Genomic DNA, 15,731 nt, shown 5'->3' with positions numbered 1-15,731 from the left:
TGCTAATTTTTCATTTACTACGCTTTTCAAAATCATTATATAACCTTTTAAGCTTATCACGCTGATCCATGCTAGTCCAATAAGTTCGACAATAGTTCCCATCTGCTCTACAATGCATCAACTCTTCCCCAAAGAAGGTAAGATCCTCAACCATTTTCCCATGCTTATCTAGTATCACTATGCATCCATCGGGGCTATCACCTCCAGGTTTGAGATTAAATCCATAAAAGTATTTAGTAGAATTCATGTGTTTTATTACTTTTTCTTTTTCATCTCTATCTTCTACTTTTATCCCACTTGCACTTGTACCTCCAACTATTATCTTATAATCATCATCTTTGAAATACTTATCACTAAACCTAATCCTTTTAAAGGACGCATTATAAATATTTAAAGAAATTATCATGGTCATAAGTAATATCCTAATTATAGTTCTCTTTTTCTTCATTATATACCCCCAGGCTTATTGTGAAATGCTAAATACATATCATATTTTTTGTTTTACATTGCAATTTTAAAATTTATTTTGAATATATCAAAGTTTCATTTTGAGTTTCTTTGTCAACTAAATATATTTGCATATTATTTATATCAACATCTTCAGGATTATATAATAGATTTCCAGCATAGAATTGAACATATTTCGAATCCTTATTATAATCATAATATTCTAGTTCGCCTAGTTCTTTAGGTGGAAAAGCTATTAAAGCTTTAAGTTCGTATGCATTAATATAGTTTCCTGATATTAGCTTTAAATTATATCTTTCTCTAATATCATAGGTATCTGAATTTTTTGTATCCTCAATATAAAAATCAATTAAAGAACCAAATTCAAAATTACCTAAACTTTCAATTGTAAAATCTAAGCCATCCAATGAAACCTTCTTATGGATATATTCATATCCATTCGTACTTTTATTTAACGGACTTGATAATTTAAACTTTATATCTCCAGTTAATAAATATTCTATTTTTATTTGATCACTTTTTCCCTTCCTTCCTGCAATAATATATTTTTGAACAACTTCTAATTTATCATTAGCTATTTTTTTTGATGATATTTCTTGCGGGCCAAAACTTAATTCAACAACATTATCATTTTGAGTTGCTGCTGATAGGAAGACATTTCCGTCCTCTATATTTGAACTATCCTTTGTTGTTATATAATATTTTGTTAGTAAATAATTCCCGAAATATTTAGTATACTCTATATCAATTATATAATTACCCACTTCCTTCGTTAACGGAAAGTTTGAGGGCTCAGTTTCAGAAGCTTTTGTACATCCTAAAAAAAAGGTAGTTATTATTACACTTAATAATATTAGTATTATATTGTTTTTCTTTTTAAACATATTAAAATCTTCACTCCTTAAAATTAGTATTCTCCTTATTTTAACATTAACTTTACATAAAGGAAATGAGTAGATGTCTCCTTACTTCTAATACTAAAAAAGAGACTATCTTAAAATAAAGTTTTCAGATAATCTTTTGAAAGTGTTATATTAAAAACGCTGTCTTCGTGTTATTTAACAACAATCATTTATAAAATGTTTACGTTGTGGTAATATATATTTATTAGGGGTCCTTATCTTTTTCCTATGCAGCTTGATCCAAATGATTATGGAGTTGGAATCCTTTTTTTTGTCAATGCATGAGCGTATTAATATCAAGTATAGTTGGCACATATTTAAACAAAGAAAGATGTAGAATATTCTAGAATAATTATTACTTAAACCTTGTGGCCATCTTACATAACTTTCACCTTAAAGTAAATTATACTTTTATTACTTTTTATCATTGGTTGTATTTCCATAAAAGAATATATTAAAAGCAATAAATCTTGATTCTAGTAATGGAGATAACTATATTATTTTAGCTGCAATAAATTTATATAACGAAGATTATAATAGCTGTTACACAAACTTAAAACTAGCTAAAGATTCAGGAATTAATTATTATGATTATTTTAATAATAAAATATTTGATAAAATTAGACATAAGGATGAATTTTTAAGTCTGTTTGGAAGTTGTCCTAGGTTATTTTAAAATTAACCTCATATTATTCACCTTTTATATACTATCTTAATATTTCTACATAAAAAGTTAGATTTCGAATCTTATGGTTTCAAATGACCATGGTGTCGTGATTCTTTTGTTATTTATAATCTTTTGTCAATGCATTAGCATATTAATATCAAGTATAGTTTCCACATATTTAAATAAAGAAAGATGTAAACCAAAAGTTTACGCCCCTGCTTCTAATACTAAAAAAGAGACTATCTCAAAATAAAACTTTCAGATAATCTCTTGAAATACTAATGTTAACCTTTAAAGGCGCTAATGAGTTCATCATAACCACAATTCATTTCTTTTATTGGATTAAAAATGAAACCTTATATCCTCACCAAAAGAGGTGCTGTTATATATTTAAAACATTATCCCATTGCTTTTTAATAATTACCTATTGGTAAACAATTTAAATTGTGGTAATACATGTTTGTTGAAATAAGTTAAAGGAGATGAATAACATTAATAATAAGCGATTAAGGATTCTAAAACAAATTATTATAACTTAGTTATTAAGTATTGTTTTTGCTATTATTGAGAAGTATATCTACGGTTATTAATAAATCATGATTGGCTATTTACTAAAAAATATTATTAAGTGTAGGGATTATTTTCTTAATAGTACTGTATACAAGTCTAATTCACTTATCTTTAGAAGGCAAATGGATAAATATACCCTTAACTTTTATTCCTTATATAATATACTTCTTTATAATTTCAATTAAAAGTACTTATATCTTTCCTATGAATACCGATCCAAATGATTATGGAGTTGGAATACTTGATTAATATTAGGAGGTTTGTTTATGAAAAAAAATAAAATAATTTTTGGTGTCGTAATAATTTCTATTGTTATAACAATTCTTATAACAATAATTTCTTTTAGAAATAAAAATTCATATATTGATAGTATTGGTCATTTGCCTAAGGGTGAATATTTGAGTCAATCTACATCTCCAAATGGAACATATACTATTAGAACATATCTTTTTAATGGCAGTGCAACAGTAGATTGTGCCGTAAGAGGTGAATTAATAATAAATAATAAAAATAAGAAGCCAAGAAATATTTATTGGGAATACAAAATTCATGTTTCTGAAATTACTTGGGATAGCGATGAAACTGTTATAATTAATGGTCATAAGATAGACTTACCTAATGGTAAATATGATTGGAGAGTAGATTCCTAACAATCAACACTATTCTTTAACTTTATTACTCATGTCTTAAAGGGTTAACCAATTGTAACATCACTATGGCTATGCGTATTCTTTGACAATTCTATTAATGCAGCATCTGCACCTATAAGATTTTATTAATTCGTAATTTAGTACACTTCTGCAATAGCTCATATCTAGGTCATACCATTACATACAAAGTGTTACTATATCTCATATGTAATGGTATATGCAATAATTAACCACTTTATTTCTTAGCGAGGATTTTGCGGGAAATATTGGCGAGACCTCTACGAAATTTTTGAATGTAAAAACTTGAAGGAATACGCATCTTTATACTAAATAATACTTTTGTAATTATAGCAAACTGTGGATAAAAGTAGTTTTAATTCAATAGGAATAGATATTCAAGTTAAAACCTTTAATGAAATACTTAAGGATATTAGTATAAGTCAAGTAAGGTATTAAAAAGATATTCTAATAACAGCTTTTAGAAATATAATTGGATGTTCGAAATGAAAAAAGCATAAACTTATATACATTCATTTATTACTAATAATAATAAGCTTTATCTTTATAAATATTACTAAAGAACCATTTATTAGTATGAAATATTCAATCTGTATAGTTATATTAAATATGTTCACAATGCTATTATGCTTTAAAAAATTTAAAATAGATAAAATTAATTTAAATAAGTATTTTATTTTTTAGGGAGGTACTTTAAATAATGATTTATTTAGTCATAATTTCCTTGTGTTCTATACTAATTATAAAATTAATCTTACCACGTATAAAAAATAAAATTAAATTAAATTCTTATGGAGAAATTATAAAGAAGAGTAATTATCTTTTCGTAAATAAAGATTATAAAGAAGCTATTAAAGAATTAAATAAAGCTATTGATATTGACGGTGAATATAAAGATGTATTGTATATTCTTAGGGGTGAAACATATCTTAAACTAAAAAAATATGAAAGCGCACTTAAAGATTTTAATAAGGCTATTGATATTAATCCTAGCAACATCCTTGAATATAATAGTAGGGCCTTTTTATATCTTAATTTAGAAAGGTATGAAAGTTCACTTAAAGATTTTAATAAGACTATTATGATTGACCCGAGTAATAATACGGCATATAATAATAGAGCGTTTATATATATCAGACTGAAACAATATGAAAATGCTCTTATAGATTTAAATAAATCTGTGGAAATTGATCAACATTTATCTGCGGCTTATAAAAACTATGCACATGTATTTTTTAAATTATCTGATATTAAAAAAGCTGAAGAGAATATATTAAAAGCAATAAAGCTTAATTCTAGTAATGGAGATAACTATATCATTTTAGCTGCAATAAACTTATATAACGAAGATTATAATAGCTGTTATACAAACTTAAAACTAGCTAAAGATTCAGAAATTAATTACTATGATTATTTTGATGATGAAATGTTTGATAAAATTAGACATAAGGATGAATTTTTAAGTCTGTTTGGAAGTTGTCCTAGGTTATTTTAAAATTAACCTCATATTATTCACCTTTTATATACTATCTTAATATTTCTACATAAAAAGTTAGATTTCGAGTCTTATGGTTTCAAATGACCATGGTGTCGTGATTCTTTTGTTATTTATAATCTTTTGTCAATGCATAAGCATATTAATATCAAGTATAGTTAGCACATATTTAAACAAAGAAAGATTTAAACCCAAAATTTACGCCCCTGCTTCTAATACTAAAAAAGAGACTATCTCAAAATAAAATTTTCAGATAATCTCTTGAAATACTAATGTTAACCTTCAAGACAACTAATGAGTTCATCATAACCACATTTCATTTCTTTTATTGGATTAAAAATAACTCCGCTAACTTTTTATTTACTACGCTTTTTCAAATCATTATATAACCTTTCAAGCTTATCATGCTGATCCATGCTAGTCCAATAAGTTCGACAATAGTTCCCATCTGCTCTACAATGCATCAATTCTTCCCCAAAGAAAGTAAGCCCCTCAACCATTTTTCCATGCTTATCTAGTATCACTATGCATCCATCGGGGCTATCACCTCCAGGTTTGAGATTAAATCCATAAAAGTATTTAGTAGAATTCATGTGTTTTATTACTTTTTCTTTTTCATCTCTATCTTCTACTTTTATCCCACTTGCACTTGTACCTCCAACTATTATCTTATATTAACTTTTAAAACAACTAATGAGTTCATCATAACTCCAATTCATCTCCTTTATTGGATTAAAAATGAAACCTTATATTCTCACCAAAAGAGTTACTGTTATATATTTAAACCATTATTCCATTGCCTTTTTAATAATTACCTATTGATAAACAACTTACATCATGGTAATATATGTTTATTCAAATAAGTTAAACGAGATGAATAAAATTAATAATAAGTGCTTATGGATTCTAAAACAAAGATAGTGTTAACACTATCCATTACTAATAGGGGGTATTCATATGGACATAAAATATTCTTTTACAAAAAGAGAATATATAAATTCTAAAGTAGAGTATATATTTGGTTCTGAAGATTTTAAAAAACGATTTTTTGTAGGTAGATATATACTTACTATTGTAATATTCGCACCTATTACCTTCTTCTTATTAAAAAAGGGGATTGGCACCTTTCTTATGATGTACATATTAATGGTTATATTTCTGCCAATGTCAGTTAAGGTAGGTCTTCATTATCGAGTTAAAAAGGAATTAAAGCATGAAATAAATGAATTCTTATTATCTATAAATGAAAATTCCATATCAGTTACCACCAATGAATATAAGCTTAATTTATATTGGCCATTATTTAATAAAATTGTCGAATCTAAAAAATATATACATTTATATAATTCAAAGGAGAATATATCAATACCTAAAAAGATATTTAAAAACAAAAATAATAAAACCGATTTTATAAATAAACTAAATAAATATTTAGGAAAATAAAAAACAACCCAAAACCATGAAGATGTATTTCATTTCACCATTTTAAAGATATATAAATAAATTTTATTACTAATGGAGGTGTTTAAATGGAGATAAAATATTCTCTTTTAAGAGAAGAATATATAAATTCTAAGTTAGAATATATTTTAAAATCTAAAGATCTTAAAAAACGCATTTTAGTAGAAAGATATACATTTCCTATTGTAATCTTAGTACCACTTGTTTTCCTTATATTGAAGGAAGGAATCTTTACATTCCTCATATTATATATAGTGTCAACTACATCAGATATGCTATTCACCAAAAAGGCCATTTCTAATCGACTACAATATCAATTAAATAATGAAGTAAATGAATTCTTATTATCGATAAATGAAGCTGGACTATCAATTACTTCAACTAACTATGATATGATTTTGTATTGGTCATTATTTGATAAGGTAGTTGAATCTAGTAAATATATACATCTATATAATTCAAAAGAAATTATATCAATACCTAAAATAGCCTTTGAAAATGAAGATACTAAAAATGCTTTTATAAATGAATTTAATAAACATTTAATAAAATGAATTTAAATATTAAGACAAGTTATAATATAAAATTGTAATTACCTTTTATTTTATATTTTAATAAGTATCTTTATGAGTTCATATACACCGTAATACCATCTATCTCCTTTTTTAATCCATTCAGTAGAAGATGAATTTATTTTTTCGTGGAATTTTAATGTTAGAATCAGTAAATCCAGATACTCCTTCATATTTAACATACCCTTGTCTCACTCCAGCTGATGTTGGATATTGAACTAATGCTAATTGTTTTGTATAACCTACATCTAATACTGTTATGCTATCACCATTGTCAACCTGCCTACCTGATACCATATTCTTGTTTGAATCTCTTAAATATAAGAAGTCTCCTTGTAACTTAGCATTATTAGGATAGGTAAATCCTCCTGGTACTATTTCACCTGGATTTACATCTGGATAATATTTTGTCATTTTTAAAACCTCCATTAATCTTTTATTTTTTAAATTAAAAATCAAGCTTGAATTTAATCTACACCTATAAAAGAGAAGGAAATCTTAAATATGTAAAGGTTAGATGAAAATATATATTAAAATATTTTTATTTTTAGATTTATAACTTCAATAATAAGTCTTTTATTAAAGCTAATTGAATAATTTTGTACACTAAAAAGAGAGAAAAAGCAAAAGCCTTTTCTCTCTTTTTAGGTATTATCTTTACTAATGATTATTTACACATTAAAACTTATTAAAGTTACCATTATAAATTACATAACCTGATTTTGTGTTCTTTCCTTTATTAGTATTGTATACTACATGAAGTCTTCCACCTTTTCTATATAAGGGTGTTGCCTTTTCAAATGGATCTAGTGATCCAAGATATAAGCCATTTTCATCGTATACTGTTTCCTTTGTTGATCCATTAGAGTATTCATCTTTATAATAATATTCAATGCAATTAGTTGCATTAGTTACATAACCTCTTTTAACTCCAGAAGCTGTAGGATATTGGGCTAAGACAAGTTGTTTTGCATAGCTTACATCTAAAACTGTTATATTATCCCCTATATCTACTCTTCTACCTGGTATTATATTTCCCATGGAATCTCTTACATAAAGGAAATCTCTTATAACCTTCGCATTGTTCTTGTAAGAAAAGTTTAATTCTTTAGATTCTTCTAATTCAGGTTTTGAATTAGATTCTAAATTAGCCTCTGCATTAGTTACTGCCTTAACTATAGCCTCTGCAATATCATTACCGTTATACTTATCCATATCTTGCCTTGAATCTACAAATGAGCATTCTACTAATACACAAGGCATAGATGTGTATCTTGGAACATATAAATTTGCTGTTTTTACACCTCTATTTATATAACCTAATCTAGAAATCTCATTACAAATATTAGTTGCAAAGCCCCTTTCTAAATCTTTATTACCGCTTATATAACATTCTACACCTGTTCCACCTCCTGAATTAAAGTGTATACATAGATGAAGCTTTGAACCACTATTATTTGCTTCATTTACCCTAAAGGCTAGAGATTTATTTACACTATCAAATCTTTTACCCCATGGAGTGCAATCTTTGATTAAATATCCCATAACTATAAGCTTATCTTGTATTAAATTCCAAACCTCTTTAGTAAGATCATCTTCCTTCCTATATCCACTAGCCCCGGTATCTGGTGGTGAGTTATGACCTGCATCACCACTTATTAAAGTACCTCTATCTAAAAACATAAAAAATCTCCTTCCTATTTGAATATATAATCTATTAATCCCTATTAGCTATTTTAAAAAACTCTATATACTATATAATATATACATGTGCTACTAAAATTCTCTTAAAAGATGAGGAGGTTTCTTTTGTGAATCTTTATTTAGAACTATTTTTATGTTTTGCTAAAATTGGTGCCTTTACACTAGGTGGAGGATATGCCATGGTTCCCTTAATTGAAAAAGAGGTGGTGGATAATAAGGGTTGGCTCGATAAACAAGAATTTATAGACTCTTTAGCTTTAGCTCAATCTGCCCCCGGACCTATAGCTGTAAACACTGCTGTATTTGTAGGATATAAAAGTGCAGGGTTTTTGGGAGCTATCTGTACAACTCTTGGAGCAATTTTACCCTCTTTTTTAATAATATTAATTATTGCTCTATTTTTTAGGGATATAAAAGATAATATATATGTAGAAAAAAGCTTTAAGGCAATAAGGCCTGCAATAGTAGCTTTAATTGCTACCCCTCTTTATAGAATGGGAAAGAATGCTGGAATAAATAAAAAAAATATAATTATACCTATTTTAGTGGCAGTTCTAATTGCATTTTTTAATATAACTCCAATACTATTCATAGTCTTAGCTGCTATAGGTGGTATAGTTTATGGAAAAGTAAAGGAGGCAAACAAATGAACTTATATCTAAAATTGTTTATCACATTTTTTAAGATAGGACTTTTTAGTTTTGGTGGCGGATATGCTATGCTTCCTTTAATAAAGCAAGAAGTTGTAATAAATAATGCATGGCTTACTTTAAGTGAATTTACAGATATAATTGCAATATCTCAGGTAACTCCTGGTCCTATTGCAATAAATAGCGCTACCTACATAGGCTATACAGCAACTAGTTCACCTTTTGGTTCCTTGCTTGCTACCTTAGGAGTTTCTCTTCCTTCATTTATAATAATGATGATAATATCTATTTTCTTTGTTAAATTTAAAGATAATAAATATGTAGATTACGCTTTCAAAGGTATAAGACCTACGGTAATTGGACTTATAGCTGCAGCTGCATTATTACTTGTAAATAAAAGCATATTTATAGATTTTAAAAGTATTATATTATTTTTAGGAGTATTTATAGCTTCCTTAAAAAAGGTAGATCCTATTTTACTAATAGCTATAGTAGCTGTTATAGGGATTATTATTTATTAAAAAAAATGTTTATAATTTTAATTAGTAACCACCCTTAACCATAGATTGAAACTTAATTTTAAATGTAGCATATGTGTTTTATAGTTACTATCAGTATAATATTTCGCACAATAAAAATAACCTCCTTATAGTTTTATTATAAGGAGGTTATTTTTAATTATAGGTCATATATTTCAGTATACTTTTTATTTAAGTATTCTATAAAGTATTTAGCTGTAAGTTCTTCTCCTGTTACCATCTTTATAAGATCTGCAGGTTTATAAACTGCTCCATGCTTATGGATATTTTCACTTAACCATTTATGAATATATTCAAAGTTACCTTTTTCAATTTCCTCATACATATTTGGCATATCCTTTTTCATTTTATTTAAGAATTGAGCTCCATATATATTTCCCAGGGCATAACTTGGAAAGTATCCAAAGCTTCCATCAGACCAATGCATATCTTGAAGGACGCCTTCTGCATCACAGCTTGCTTCTACACCTAAGTATTCTTTGTATTTTTCATTCCAAACTCTAGGTAAATCTTCTACTTTAATCTTTCCATTTATAAGAGCCTTTTCAATTTCATATCTTATTATTACATGTAAGCTATAAGTAAGCTCGTCTGCTTCTGTTCTTATAAGTGATGGTTCTACTGTATTTAAACCCTTATAAAATTCTTCAAGTGAAACTCCTTCAAATTGTGGGAATCTCTTTTTAGCTTCAGGATAAAAGTACTTCCAAAAGGACTTACTTCTTCCTATAATATTTTCATAAAATCTTGATTGAGATTCATGTATCCCCATAGATACACCTGTACCAAGACCTGTTCCGTTTAATTCATCAGGTATATCTTGCTCATAAATAGCATGTCCGCCTTCATGTATTGTACTAAATAACGCACTTCTAAATTCATTTGTTAAGTATTTAGTTGTGATTCTTACATCCTTATTTCCAAAGTTTATAGTAAAAGGATGTACGCTTTCATCTATTCTTCCTGCATCAAAATCATAACCTAACTTTTCTACAACAAACTTACTAAATTCTTCTTGAGACTCTTTAGAGAATTCTTTTTTAAAGAAATCATCTTTTGGTTTTACTTTGCTATTGTTTATCTTTTCTAATAGTTGAACTATACCATCTCTAAGCTCACCAAAGATATCATCTAACTTTTCAACTGTGATACTTGGCTCGTAAAAATCTAATAAGGTATCATATTTATTCTTATCATATCCCCAGTAACTTATAAATTCATCTTTAAAGTCTACTACCTTTTGAAGATATGGTTTGAATATTTCAAAATCTGATTTATCTTTAGCCTCTTCCCAGGCTACCTCAGATTTAGATGCAAGGATCGTATATTCTTTATGTCTATCTGATGGTATCTTTTTAGTCTTTTCATATTCTTTTTTTAAGTTTTCTATCATAGAACTTGAAATATCATCAAGACCATTTACCCCTTCAAAGTAGTCGATAAACTCTTTTACCTTATCAGAGGTTGCAATCTTATAAGATTCTCCAGATAGATATCCTATTACTTCTGATCTAGAATCTATAGCCTTTTTAGGTATTCCAACTCTCATGTCCCAGTAAACTAGTCCAATAGCTTGATTTAAGTGTTCTAAATCAAGCATATATTCTCTTACTTCATTCAACTTTTCCCCATGCTCTTTGTTCACTTTATTGCCCCCTTTTATTTAAACATAATAACTTATACAAAACGTTAATATATAAGTTATAAGTTACCTAACATTATATTCAATAAATATTAACCTATTCCTTCTAATCAAATATTAGAATAGACTCTGTTTCCGTACAGTATTTTGTTATCATACACTTCCCAAGATTTCTTGGACATTTAAGGCACATACAATCTAGAGCTCCGCCCTCACAATTATTGTTTAGATACTCAGGACAAACCTTACAATTATTTTCTATCATATTAAAACTCCTCATATTAGCAATTCAAAAATTAAAAGTTAAATACTTTCATCTTCATATTGTTTTCTATATCTCTCCATAATCTCATTTAATATATCTGCTGTAGATGGAGGTGTATATGTTATGGCATTTGCTCCTGCTTTGATGGTTTCTAAAATACTTTGATCTGTTGGTCCACCCGTTGCCATTATAGGAAAGTCTGGATACTTTGCTCTTATGTTTCTTACTATCCTTGACGTATCCTTTCCACCTGAAACATTTATTATTGTAGCCCCAGATTCTATCCTTGACCTTATATCTTCATATTCTGAAACTACAGTTACAATTATAGGTATATCTATAGTATCTCTAATTTTACTTATAACCTCATTTGGAGTAGGACTATTAACAACTATACCCATAGCTCCCTTAAATTCTGCATCTAAGGCTAAGTTTACTACCCTTTTACCTGTAGTTATACCGCCACCAACTCCACAAAACACTGGAACATCTGCTGCTAATAATAATGCCTGTGTTATTACTGGTTGTGGAGTAAATGGATACACTGCAATTACTGCATCAGCGTTAGTATTTCTTATAACTGCAACATCTGTACTAAATAAAAAAGACTTCAGCCTTTTGCCAAATATCTTAATACCTGTAGATTGCCTTATAACAGTAGGTAACTCAATCATATGATTTCTTAACTGACCTTTAATTTCAGGAACTTGTTTTTCCATAATGATTCCTCCAATACTAAAATTTTATATATATTAAAACATAAATATATATAAATCTACATTTGTTTATATTTATTTATAGTAGTTTGTATATATACTATATTATATATTGTGGACAAACTTATTTAAAGTACTTTTATTGACTACATGCTATATAATACATGAAACTTCACATTTTTATTGTATTTTTAGTTAACAATAACAATATCTTTAATCAAAAATAAATATTGCGTAACTTAACCATTATAAATTATACTATAACTAGTTATTTAATAGCTTACTTTTAGGAGGACTTATGAAAAACGAAATTTATAAATCTTACATTATATCCATAGTTATCTTTACTTCTTTTATAATCTTTGGATTTCTTATGGATACACCCAAAAACATTTTTCATGGTATATTAACTATAGTAATGAATTCTGATATATTAATAACAGATTACTTAGCTCTAGGTGGTGTTGGTGCATCTTTTGTTAACGCAGGACTTTTAACCCTTATATGTATATTCATTTTAATTAAAACAGGTATAAAGCCTAATGGATCTACTATAATGGCTATTTGGCTTATGGCTGGCTTTGGTTTCTTTGGTAAAAATATAGCTAACATTTGGCCTATAATATTTGGTGTGTGGCTATACTCTAAATATCAAAAGGAACCTTTTCTAAACTATACCCTAATAGCACTTTTAGGAACTACACTTGCACCAACCGTAGGTCAATTAACTTTTTCAGGTTATCTCCCACCATCTCTAGGTATAATTGTTGGTATTAGTATAACTACATTTATAGGATTTATATTGCCTCCCCTTGCTTCTCACTCTATAAAAGTACATCAAGGTTATAACTTATATAATGTAGGGTTTGCAGCAGGTATTCTTGCAACTATACTTATGTCAATCTTTAGAGCCTTTGGTATAAACTTTGAAAGTAGGTTTATCTGGTACGAAGGTATAAATCCATACATACTTACATTCCTTATAATCATATTTTCCTTTATGATTATAATAGGGTTTATCTTAAACGGAAAAAGCTTCAAAAATGTATTAGAGATTACTAGATTTCCCGGAAGATTAGTAACAGACTTTTATTTGTTATTTGAATATGCCGCATTTATAAACATGGGTATTTTAGGTCTTATATTTACCTTATATGTAGTAATTATAGGTGGTGACTTAAATGGTCCAGTTATTGCAGGTATATTTACGATTTCAGGATTTGGTGCCTTTGGCAAGCATATTAAGAATACTGCTCCTATAGTATTAGGCGCTATTCTTGCAAGCTTATTAAACATATGGGATTTAAATTCTCCACAAATGATTTTATCCACATTATTTTCAACAACACTCGCTCCTATCGCTGGTCAATTTGGTGTTATTTATGGTATGCTAGCAGGGTTCTTGCATGTTTGCACTGTAATGAATACAGGATATCTTCATGGTGGTTTAAACTTATACAATAATGGTTTAGCTGGAGGGATTGTTGCGTTAGTACTTGTACCTATAATAAATGCCTTTAGAAAGGAGCCTACTGAATGAAACATTTAATGTATAGAAACACTAAAATTGTGAATGAACTAATGAATTATTGTTACAAAAACGGTTCACAAAACATTAATATAAATGTTATTACAAAGGATCAATGTACTGAATTTTATATTAAAGCCTTAGATATAACTTTAAACGAAAGAAATATATACTTACTTGAAAAGTTACTATCAGCTAAAAGGTCCCACGAGTTAGAAGAGCATTACTGGATACTAGCTGGTGACAATGATACAGATCCTGAGCTTACACTAATAGGTATAATGACTGATGCCTCAAGTGTATCATATTCAAAAGAAGATAATACCTTGGATATATACCTTAAAAGACTTGGGTAAAACTAAATGACTTTACAGCTAAAAAACTACCGCTTAAATAACCTTAATTATCTAAGTGGTAGTTAAATTGTTTTAATCTTGCATTTCATAATGTCTTATAACTTAACCATAGGTACCCTAATACGCTTTATAATCTATGTGTCGGATAACCTTTTTAACTATTCTCTTACCTATTTCATCTTCAGGCATCTCACATATAGCATCTTCAATTTTAGTCCAATCTAACCATTCTACCTCATCAGACTTTTCTATTTCTCCTGACTCATACTTAGCCATGAAGGTAAGCATTATTATTTCATTTGCTTCTAGGTAATCACTGCCTAAATATTTAACTTCTCCGACGTTTATTCCTGTTTCTTCTTTAACCTCTCTTCTTACAGTTTCTTCTACTGTTTCTCCATTTGTAACATATCCCGATACTAAAACCTTTGAATTTTTAAATATGTAACTTTGCTTTAATAAAAGTATTTTATCATCTCTTATAACCGCTGCTATAATACAAGGAGTTGGAGTATCAAAAAACATCTTATCATCCCTTTTACAATAAGGAACTTTTCCTTCATCCCAGCTATTCCTTTCTTCTAACTTAGAGCCACAAATAGGACAAAACTTATATATCATTTAAAAATCCCCCTTAGAATTTACAGTAATATTTCTATCTTATTATTAAGAGTTATAAAGTCTTCTAATGTAACCCTTTTTACCTCTAAAAAGTATTCTACGTTAGATACCTCATCCATAAGCTTGAAATCTATTAGGCCTTCTTATTAATCTTCCTACTTTTATATTTTTATCTATAATCATATAATCCTCCTTAATATTTCATCAAAATCAAAGGTTATCCACCGTTTATACAATATTTATATGAAACTTGTCCAAACTATGCACATTATCCACAGGTTTTGTCCACAGAGTTGTTAATATATTAAATACCATATTTTGAGTGCCATATAATTATTACTTTATTTTAGTAAAGAATTCATAGAATCTTACCGTTAACATAATTGTCTAAAATCTTATAAATCCATTTATATTTTGATGGAAATACTTTAAAATTATAAAACCTATATGTTGTATATAATCTGTTTTTTCTTTACTATATATGTACATTTATTTATTTATTATCTTTACTTATATAGTTATATTATATAGATGTATTGTTATACTTACAAACTTAAAATTCTTAACTTTCACTATATATCTACAAAATGCATTAAGTTATGCACATTACCCACAGCATTAGTCCACAGCTTTTCATATTCTTGTGGGTTATTTCATTTATAACATCAAGTTATGTATTTATCTGTGGATTAATATCAAAATATCAAATGTAATTTATATATATTAACTCTCATATTTATAATATATTAAAACAAAAAAAGCTATCTATTAAAGATAGCTTTTTTTATTTCTCTTAGTATTTAATCTATATTAATATAGATTAAATTTAATGGTGACTCCTAGGGGAATCGAACCCCTGATACCACCGTGAAAGGGTGGTGTCTTGACCGCTTGACCAAGGAGCCAA

Annotated in this window: 17 protein-coding genes and 1 tRNA gene; 8 read left to right on the top strand and 10 right to left on the bottom strand. The window is 27.8% G+C overall.

What is annotated here, in order from left to right; all coding sequences use genetic code 11:
* Nucleotides 1-10: 10 nt before the first annotated feature.
* Complete coding sequence (locus tag DY168_RS00530; protein WP_115639999.1) at nt 11-448, bottom strand: hypothetical protein; 438 nt, start codon at nt 446-448, stop codon at nt 11-13.
* Between the two features lie 73 nt (nt 449-521).
* A complete protein-coding gene (locus tag DY168_RS00525; RefSeq protein ID WP_115639998.1) occupies nt 522-1,352 on the bottom strand; it encodes a hypothetical protein in 831 nt (276 codons plus the stop codon).
* A 1,521-nt stretch (nt 1,353-2,873) separates the two neighbouring features.
* Between DY168_RS00525 and DY168_RS00520 the strand changes: the two genes are divergently transcribed.
* Nucleotides 2,874-3,257 carry a DUF5412 family protein gene (locus tag DY168_RS00520; RefSeq protein ID WP_115639997.1) on the top strand — a complete coding sequence of 128 codons (384 nt, stop codon included), beginning with the start codon at nt 2,874-2,876 and terminating at the stop codon, nt 3,255-3,257.
* Nucleotides 3,258-3,975: 718 nt separating this feature from the next.
* A complete protein-coding gene (locus tag DY168_RS00515; RefSeq protein ID WP_115639996.1) occupies nt 3,976-4,770 on the top strand; it encodes a tetratricopeptide repeat protein in 795 nt (264 codons plus the stop codon).
* 356 nt (nt 4,771-5,126) lie between these two features.
* Here the strand turns inward: DY168_RS00515 and DY168_RS00510 are convergent, their stop codons facing one another.
* Nucleotides 5,127-5,363 carry a hypothetical protein gene (locus DY168_RS00510; protein ID WP_115639995.1) on the bottom strand — a complete coding sequence of 79 codons (237 nt, stop codon included), beginning with the start codon at nt 5,361-5,363 and terminating at the stop codon, nt 5,127-5,129.
* A gap of 364 nt (nt 5,364-5,727) precedes the next feature.
* Between DY168_RS00510 and DY168_RS00505 the strand changes: the two genes are divergently transcribed.
* Nucleotides 5,728-6,213 (top strand): YcxB family protein, encoded by a 486-nt coding sequence (locus DY168_RS00505; RefSeq protein WP_115639994.1) that lies wholly within the window; start codon nt 5,728-5,730, stop codon nt 6,211-6,213.
* Nucleotides 6,214-6,299: 86 nt separating this feature from the next.
* The gene (locus DY168_RS00500) at nt 6,300-6,785 is read left to right on the top strand and encodes a YcxB family protein (RefSeq protein ID WP_115639993.1); all 486 of its coding nucleotides are present in this window, start codon (nt 6,300-6,302) and stop codon (nt 6,783-6,785) included.
* A gap of 120 nt (nt 6,786-6,905) precedes the next feature.
* On the opposite strand, the gene DY168_RS00495 is transcribed toward DY168_RS00500, so the two are convergent.
* Complete coding sequence (locus DY168_RS00495; RefSeq protein ID WP_174905306.1) at nt 6,906-7,217, bottom strand: hypothetical protein; 312 nt, start codon at nt 7,215-7,217, stop codon at nt 6,906-6,908.
* Nucleotides 7,218-7,481: 264 nt separating this feature from the next.
* Nucleotides 7,482-8,486 carry an N-acetylmuramoyl-L-alanine amidase gene (locus DY168_RS00490; RefSeq protein ID WP_115639992.1) on the bottom strand — a complete coding sequence of 335 codons (1,005 nt, stop codon included), beginning with the start codon at nt 8,484-8,486 and terminating at the stop codon, nt 7,482-7,484.
* Between the two features lie 128 nt (nt 8,487-8,614).
* On the opposite strand from DY168_RS00490, the gene DY168_RS00485 reads away from it, so the two are divergent.
* Together DY168_RS00485 and DY168_RS00480 are read left to right on the top strand one after the other, a co-directional pair.
* A complete protein-coding gene (locus DY168_RS00485; RefSeq protein WP_115639991.1) occupies nt 8,615-9,157 on the top strand; it encodes a chromate transporter in 543 nt (180 codons plus the stop codon).
* On the top strand, nt 9,154-9,678 hold the full coding sequence (locus DY168_RS00480) for a chromate transporter (protein WP_115639990.1): 525 nt from the start codon (nt 9,154-9,156) through the stop codon (nt 9,676-9,678). Before DY168_RS00485 ends, DY168_RS00480 begins: the two co-directional genes overlap by 4 nt.
* 157 nt (nt 9,679-9,835) lie before the next feature.
* Here DY168_RS00480 and DY168_RS00475 read toward each other — a convergent pair whose 3' ends face one another.
* From DY168_RS00475 to DY168_RS00470, 3 genes are all read right to left on the bottom strand, one after another.
* Entirely contained in the window at nt 9,836-11,341 is a 1,506-nt protein-coding gene (locus tag DY168_RS00475; protein ID WP_278286333.1) for a carboxypeptidase M32, read from the bottom strand.
* A 103-nt stretch (nt 11,342-11,444) separates the two neighbouring features.
* Nucleotides 11,445-11,603 (bottom strand): hypothetical protein, encoded by a 159-nt coding sequence (locus DY168_RS14535; RefSeq protein ID WP_172556215.1) that lies wholly within the window; start codon nt 11,601-11,603, stop codon nt 11,445-11,447.
* A 38-nt stretch (nt 11,604-11,641) separates the two neighbouring features.
* Nucleotides 11,642-12,322: a beta/alpha barrel domain-containing protein gene (locus DY168_RS00470; protein ID WP_115639989.1), complete on the bottom strand. Its 681-nt coding sequence runs from the start codon at nt 12,320-12,322 to the stop codon at nt 11,642-11,644.
* Nucleotides 12,323-12,617: 295 nt separating this feature from the next.
* Between DY168_RS00470 and DY168_RS00465 the strand changes: the two genes are divergently transcribed.
* Both DY168_RS00465 and DY168_RS00460 read left to right on the top strand, forming a co-directional pair.
* Nucleotides 12,618-13,859: a DUF1576 domain-containing protein gene (locus DY168_RS00465; protein ID WP_115639988.1), complete on the top strand. Its 1,242-nt coding sequence runs from the start codon at nt 12,618-12,620 to the stop codon at nt 13,857-13,859.
* Nucleotides 13,856-14,203: a hypothetical protein gene (locus tag DY168_RS00460; protein ID WP_115639987.1), complete on the top strand. Its 348-nt coding sequence runs from the start codon at nt 13,856-13,858 to the stop codon at nt 14,201-14,203. Before DY168_RS00465 ends, DY168_RS00460 begins: the two co-directional genes overlap by 4 nt.
* 117 nt (nt 14,204-14,320) lie before the next feature.
* Here DY168_RS00460 and DY168_RS00455 read toward each other — a convergent pair whose 3' ends face one another.
* Entirely contained in the window at nt 14,321-14,824 is a 504-nt protein-coding gene (locus DY168_RS00455; protein ID WP_115639986.1) for an NAD(+) diphosphatase, read from the bottom strand.
* Between the two features lie 830 nt (nt 14,825-15,654).
* Nucleotides 15,655-15,729: transfer RNA gene (locus DY168_RS00450), tRNA-Glu, on the bottom strand.
* Nucleotides 15,730-15,731 lie beyond the last annotated feature (2 nt).

Origin of the sequence: Clostridium putrefaciens (assembly GCF_900461105.1) — a bacterium.
Lineage (GTDB): Bacteria > Bacillota > Clostridia > Clostridiales > Clostridiaceae > Clostridium_L > Clostridium_L putrefaciens.
The sequence above is the reverse complement of the archived record's forward strand: the minus strand, read 5'-3'. Positions and strand labels throughout refer to the sequence as shown.

Bases quoted from the DNA above. Each gene is read 5' to 3' on its own strand.
- DY168_RS00530 (WP_115639999.1), bottom strand. From the start codon at position 448: ATGAAGAAAAAGAGAACTATAATTAGGATATTACTTATGACCATGATA.
- DY168_RS00525 (WP_115639998.1), bottom strand. From the start codon at position 1,352: ATGTTTAAAAAGAAAAACAATATAATACTAATATTATTAAGTGTAATA.
- DY168_RS00520 (WP_115639997.1), top strand. From the start codon at position 2,874: ATGAAAAAAAATAAAATAATTTTTGGTGTCGTAATAATTTCTATTGTT.
- DY168_RS00515 (WP_115639996.1), top strand. From the start codon at position 3,976: ATGATTTATTTAGTCATAATTTCCTTGTGTTCTATACTAATTATAAAA.
- DY168_RS00510 (WP_115639995.1), bottom strand. From the start codon at position 5,363: ATGAATTCTACTAAATACTTTTATGGATTTAATCTCAAACCTGGAGGT.
- DY168_RS00505 (WP_115639994.1), top strand. From the start codon at position 5,728: ATGGACATAAAATATTCTTTTACAAAAAGAGAATATATAAATTCTAAA.
- DY168_RS00500 (WP_115639993.1), top strand. From the start codon at position 6,300: ATGGAGATAAAATATTCTCTTTTAAGAGAAGAATATATAAATTCTAAG.
- DY168_RS00495 (WP_174905306.1), bottom strand. From the start codon at position 7,217: ATGACAAAATATTATCCAGATGTAAATCCAGGTGAAATAGTACCAGGA.
- DY168_RS00490 (WP_115639992.1), bottom strand. From the start codon at position 8,486: ATGTTTTTAGATAGAGGTACTTTAATAAGTGGTGATGCAGGTCATAAC.
- DY168_RS00480 (WP_115639990.1), top strand. From the start codon at position 9,154: ATGAACTTATATCTAAAATTGTTTATCACATTTTTTAAGATAGGACTT.
- DY168_RS14535 (WP_172556215.1), bottom strand. From the start codon at position 11,603: ATGATAGAAAATAATTGTAAGGTTTGTCCTGAGTATCTAAACAATAAT.
- DY168_RS00470 (WP_115639989.1), bottom strand. From the start codon at position 12,322: ATGGAAAAACAAGTTCCTGAAATTAAAGGTCAGTTAAGAAATCATATG.
- DY168_RS00465 (WP_115639988.1), top strand. From the start codon at position 12,618: ATGAAAAACGAAATTTATAAATCTTACATTATATCCATAGTTATCTTT.
- DY168_RS00460 (WP_115639987.1), top strand. From the start codon at position 13,856: ATGAAACATTTAATGTATAGAAACACTAAAATTGTGAATGAACTAATG.
- DY168_RS00455 (WP_115639986.1), bottom strand. From the start codon at position 14,824: ATGATATATAAGTTTTGTCCTATTTGTGGCTCTAAGTTAGAAGAAAGG.